This is a genomic window from Halomonas sp. 707D4, from assembly GCF_024158685.1.
Taxonomy (GTDB): domain Bacteria; phylum Pseudomonadota; class Gammaproteobacteria; order Pseudomonadales; family Halomonadaceae; genus Vreelandella.
The window spans coordinates 1-5,591 of record NZ_JAMZBD010000196.1; the positions used below are offsets into that span (position 1 = coordinate 1).

Genomic DNA, 5,591 nt, shown 5'->3' on the forward strand with positions numbered 1-5,591 from the left:
CAGCACCAGTGCCCGCAGGCGCACCCGACCGTCGCTGGCGACGAGCCGCGACGAGAGCCGGGGCTGCAGGTCGAGCGCCGGCGGCATGTGCTGGCTCGCCTCCTGGGAAATGACCAGCTCGCTGCCCTCGGCGGCGCTCATCAACTCGAGGGAGACTTGGGTGACCTGGCCGAGCGGGTCGGCCAGCTGGCGCTCGGGCAGGTAGACCACCCGTCCGCTGTGAAGCCCGGCAGTCAGCTCGAAGCTCGGCGGCGCCTGGTCGCCGCTCCAGCGCCGCTCGATCTCCTGGGCGAGCGCCTTACGACAGTGCTCGTAGAGAGCCACCAGCTCGGCGAGCTGGTGGGCCGGGCCATGGGTGCCGAAACAGGCAAGCCCCAGCCCGCCAGTGGCTCCGGGCAGCCAGAAACCGCCCAGATGATGACACTGCTGCTCGAGCCAGCGCAGAAGCTCCAGTTGCAGGTTGAGGCAGTGGCGCATGGCCCCGCGCTCCTGCCAGTCGCCCTTGAGCGCGAGACGAATGGCCATCACCGACAGCTGGCGCAGCTCGATCTCGTCTTCACGCAGCGGCTTGCTGTCGGCGGCCAGCGCCCGCGAGTAGGCGCCCTGGGGGCTGACCACGTGGGGGTCGAAATGTCCGTCGGACCAGTAGCTCGCCAGCTGCAGGAAACTCGGCTCTGGCTGCTGGCCGGAGAGCGCGAGAAGCTGCAGATAGCCCTGGTACTGTTCGTGAGCAGCGGCCATCTGGTTCTTCTCGGCGAGCTGGCGCACCAGGTGCTCATGAAAGGGGCCGTAGCCGGAGAAGCGGCTGACCAGCTCTTCGATCAGCGCGTCGGGAATATCGCTCTGGGCGTCGAGCACCTGTTCGGCGAAGCGGATCACGCGCTGGCGCCATTCGTTGCGGGTCTGGAGCAGCCAGCGCTGGAACTCGCTGCAGTTGGTGAGCTGCAACTCCTCGACCAGGTCGCCCTGGTAGCAGCCCAGCACCGCCTCGAGGGTGGCCAGCTCCGGCGGCCCGTCGAGCAGTGTCTGCAGCTCGTGAAGGTCCACCTGCCAGTGCGCCGGCAGGTGAAAGGCGATGGTCTGGCGCGATACGTTGAGCACCGCGTCGGCGCGCTCGCCAAGCGACTGGCGCAGGCAGTGCAAGGCGTGGCGCAGGTTGGTACGCCCGGAGGAGAGTCCCTGATCGGGCCACAGAAGTTCGGCCAGCTGGGCGCGATTGACCGGCTGGCGATGCAACAGCAGATAGACCAGCAAGGCCTTGACCTTGTCGTAGCTGAAATGGGTCAGTGCGTCATCGCCCTGGGTGAGGGAGAAATGCCCAAAGAGGGTTAGCTTGTCGATCTGCTTGGCATCGCGCATGGGGCTCATCCTGCTAGACGGTGGTCGACTCAGGCCGGCACACCGCTATGAAAACGAAACGCGGTATCGGGGGAGGTGATCAGCTCGGCCTCTCGCGCCACGAAGAAGGCGATGCGCTCATCGATCGCCTGCGACGTCTGCTGCCGGGCAAGCAGCAGATAATCCTCGTAGTGACGCCCCTCGGACTTGACCAGCGTGCGATAGAACCTGGCGAGCTCCTCGTCCAGGTACGGGATCAGGCGGGCGAAGCGTTCGCAGCTGCGCGCCTCGATCAAGGCGCCGACGATCAGGATATCGATCAGCCGCTCCGGGTCCTGGCTTCGCAGGTGCGCGCGCAGCCCTTCGGCATAGCGCGAGGCGCTCAGGTGGGTATAGGCGACGCCGCGGCGCGCCATCAGCCCCACTACCTGCTCGAAATGCAAAAGCTCCTCGCGGGCGAGTTGCGACATCTTGGCCAGCAGGTCCGGCTGGTCGACGTAGCGGTAGAGAAGGTTCATCGCCGTCGAAGCGGCCTTCTTCTCGCACTGGGCGTGATCGATTAGAAGCGTTTCCGGGTTGTCCAGCGCCCAGGCGAGCCAGGCATCCGGCGTCGGGCAGGCGAGAAACGCGTGGAGACTTTCGGGCAACAGATCGTCCGCGCCGAGCGAATGATCTGCAGGACTCAATACATGTGACTCTATCGACATAATACGGCTACCAAGCGCCTCTATTCGTTGCAGGCACGCCCATGCAGGGCGTGTCGTTCCCAAGCTTGTCAACGCCTCGGCTACATGCGTGCTCTTGCCACGCGGCGTTGAATTTTCGTCGAGCACACGAGGTATTTAAGGGTCTATGGCGGGGTCATTGCAAACGTCATTTGCCTTTGCGAGACCATCGCTCACTAAACCTTGCTCGTCACAGTCTAAACGAACGTTTGTCATCTTGAGTAGCGCTTTGTCGGAACAACGTACGAACCCGCGCTCGCGCTGTCGTCTTAACATTGTCGACAGTTTGCCGTAGAATCCCCAGCCATCCACCACACGCTGTTTGTCAAGCGTATGTCTCGTGCCAGGCCGCGTACCGACGACCGTGCGGGTATGTGTCCGGCACCCCAAGTAGATGAGAGGGCCCAACGTGCTTGAAGCTTATCGCCAACATGTCGAGGAACGCGCCGCCGAAGGCGTACCACCCAAGCCCCTGAATGCGGAGCAGACCGCGGCCCTGATCGAGCTGCTCAAGGCGCCGCCGGCCGGTGAGGAAGAGTTCGTGCTCGACCTGATCACCAACCGCGTGCCGCCCGGCGTCGACGAAGCCGCCTACGTCAAGGCAGGCTTTTTGACCGCCATCGCCAAGGGCGAGGCCAGCTCGCCGCTGATCGACAAGATCCACGCCGTGAAGCTTCTGGGTACCATGCAGGGCGGCTACAACATCGTCTCCATGGTCGAGCTTCTCGACGATGAAGAGCTCGCCAAGGAAGCCGGCGAGCAGCTCAAGCACACCCTCTTGATGTTCGACGCCTTCCACGATGTGGAAGAGCGCGCCAAGAACGGCAATGCCGTCGCCAAGGACGTGATCCAGTCCTGGGCCGAGGCCGAGTGGTTCCTCTCCAAGCCAGCGCTTGCCGAGAAGATCACCCTGACCGTGTTCAAGGTGCCCGGCGAGACCAACACCGATGACCTGTCACCGGCGCCGGATGCCTGGTCGCGCCCAGACATCCCGCTGCACGCCAACGCCATGCTCAAGAACGAGCGCGACGGCATCAACCCCGAAGTGCCCGGCACCACCGGCCCGCTCGCCCAGATCGACGAGATCAAGGCCAAGGGCCACCCGGTCGCCTACGTGGGCGACGTGGTGGGCACCGGCTCCTCGCGCAAGTCCGCCACCAACTCGGTGCTGTGGTTCTTCGGCGACGACATTCCTTTCGTTCCCAACAAGCGCGCCGGCGGCTTCTGCTTCGGCGGCAAGATCGCGCCGATCTTCTTCAACACCATGGAAGACTCCGGTGCCCTGCCCGTCGAGATGGACGTCTCCAAGCTCGAGATGGGCGACGTCATCGACATCTACCCCTATGAGGGCAAGGTCTGCAAGCACGGCACCGATGACGTGCTGACCACCTTCGAGCTCAAGACCCAGCTGATCCTGGACGAAGTGCGTGCCGGTGGCCGTATTCCGCTGATCATCGGCCGAGGCCTGACCGGCAAGGCGCGCGAATCACTGGGTCTTGCGCCTTCCGACGTCTTCCGCCTGCCCGACCAGCCCAAGGATACCGGCAAGGGCTTCACCCTGGCCCAGAAGATGGTCGGCAAGGCGTGCGGCCTGCCCGGCGTGCGCCCGGGCATGTACTGCGAACCGAAGATGACCACCGTCGGCTCCCAGGACACCACCGGCCCGATGACCCGCGACGAGCTCAAGGACCTGGCGTGCCTGGGCTTCCAGGCGGATCTGGTCATGCAGTCGTTCTGCCACACGGCCGCCTACCCCAAGCCCGTGGACGTGGATACCCACCATACGCTTCCGGACTTCATCATGAACCGCGGCGGTGTCTCGCTGCGCCCGGGTGACGGCATCATCCACAGCTGGCTCAACCGCATGTTGCTGCCGGACACCGTCGGCACCGGCGGCGATTCGCACACCCGCTTCCCGATGGGCATCTCCTTCCCGGCGGGCTCGGGGCTCGTGGCCTTCGCCGCGGCTACCGGCGTCATGCCGCTGGACATGCCGGAATCGATCCTGGTGCGCTTCAAGGGCAAGCGCCAGCCCGGCGTCACCCTACGTGACCTGGTCCACGCGATTCCGCTCTACGGCATCAAGCAGGGCCTTCTGACCGTGGCCAAGTCCGGCAAGAAGAACGCCTTCTCCGGTCGCGTGCTCGAGATCGAAGGCCTCGAGGATCTCACCGTCGAGCAGGCCTTCGAGCTCTCCGACGCCTCCGCCGAGCGAAGTGCGGCGGGCTGCACCATCACGCTGTCCGAGGAGAGCGTGACCGAGTACCTGAAGTCCAACATCACCCTGCTCAAGTGGATGATGGCCAACGGCTACGGCGACGAGCGCACCATCAGCCGTCGTATCGAGGGGATGGAAGCGTGGCTTGCCAACCCGAGCCTGATGCGCGCGGACCAGGACGCCGAGTACGCCGAAGTGATCGAGATCGACCTCGACGAGATCAAGGAGCCGGTCTTGTGCGCACCGAACGACCCGGACGATGCGCGTCTGTTGTCCGATGTCGCCGGCGAGAAGATCGACGAAGTGTTCATCGGTTCGTGCATGACCAACATCGGTCACTTCCGTGCCGCGGGCAAGCTGCTCGAGAAACAGCCGGCGGGAAGCCTGAAGACCCGCCTGTGGCTGGCGCCGCCCACCAAGATGGACCAGCACCAGCTCACCGAAGAGGGTTACTACGGTATCTACGGCCGTGCGGGAGCCCGCATGGAAATGCCGGGATGTTCACTGTGTATGGGTAACCAGGCACGCGTTGCCGCGAAAAGCACCGTGGTGTCCACGTCTACACGTAACTTCCCGAACCGCCTGGGCGATGGTGCCAACGTGTATCTCGCCTCGGCGGAGCTGGCGGCGGTTGCCGCCGTCGAAGGCCGCCTGCCGAGCGTCGAGGAGTACCAGCGCTACATGGGCGAATTTGACGCCCTGGCCGGCGAGATCTATCGTTACATGAACTTCCACGAAATCGAGGAGTATCAAAAGATTGCCTCGAACGTGATTCCGGTCGCCCAGGAAGCGTAAGCCCCCTGTCGACCGACCCATCGCCGATGCTCGCACCATCGCAGAGGGTCTTTCCTCTGAGCCGATGACCGAACGCTCCGCACCTTTCCAAGGTCGGAGCGTTTTTTATCGCCCCTGGACCCGAATTTGGAACCGCTTTCGCCATGCAGCCGTTGAAACCGTTGGGCTACGCCCTGGTGCGTACCCTGAAGGATCACCTGAGGCCCTTGATCGCCTTCCACCTGCTCTACACGCTGCTCGCCTCGGCGCTGCTGTTGCCCACCCTGGGCTGGATATCGCAGACGCTGCTCGCCGCTCTCCATCGCACCGTGATCACTACCGACGCCCTAGTGGCGCTTTTGTTCAGCCCGACGGGCATGCTGACCCTGCTGGTGGGGCTCGGGCTCGTCTTCCTGCTGATCTACTGGCAGCAGGCGGGCATGCTGCTGGTCGCGGCGTCCGAGCGCAACCACCACTACCGGCTGGCGCTGACCGCGCTGTGGCGAAGCACCCGACGCCTGCCGGCGCTGGCGGGG

The 5,591-nt window shown here is 64.4% G+C and carries 3 protein-coding genes and 1 pseudogene; 2 read left to right on the forward strand and 2 right to left on the reverse strand.

Translation table 11 applies throughout. From position 1 onward, the window contains the following. Positions 1 to 1,359: pseudogene (locus tag BIS11_RS09760) on the reverse strand (ATPase); the annotation flags it as partial. Between the two features lie 29 nt (positions 1,360 to 1,388). After that, positions 1,389 to 2,045, reverse strand: coding sequence for a tRNA-(ms[2]io[6]A)-hydroxylase (locus BIS11_RS09765; RefSeq protein ID WP_253423584.1), 657 nt, complete (start codon positions 2,043 to 2,045; stop codon positions 1,389 to 1,391). 427 nt (positions 2,046 to 2,472) lie between these two features. Between BIS11_RS09765 and acnB the strand changes: the two genes are divergently transcribed. Both acnB and BIS11_RS09775 read left to right on the forward strand, forming a co-directional pair. After that, positions 2,473 to 5,076, forward strand: coding sequence for a bifunctional aconitate hydratase 2/2-methylisocitrate dehydratase (gene acnB, locus BIS11_RS09770; protein WP_253423581.1), 2,604 nt, complete (start codon positions 2,473 to 2,475; stop codon positions 5,074 to 5,076). Positions 5,077 to 5,219: 143 nt separating this feature from the next. Then, positions 5,220 to 5,591 (forward strand): glycerophosphoryl diester phosphodiesterase membrane domain-containing protein (locus tag BIS11_RS09775; RefSeq protein WP_253585986.1); only part of this gene is annotated, 372 nt, incomplete at its 3' end.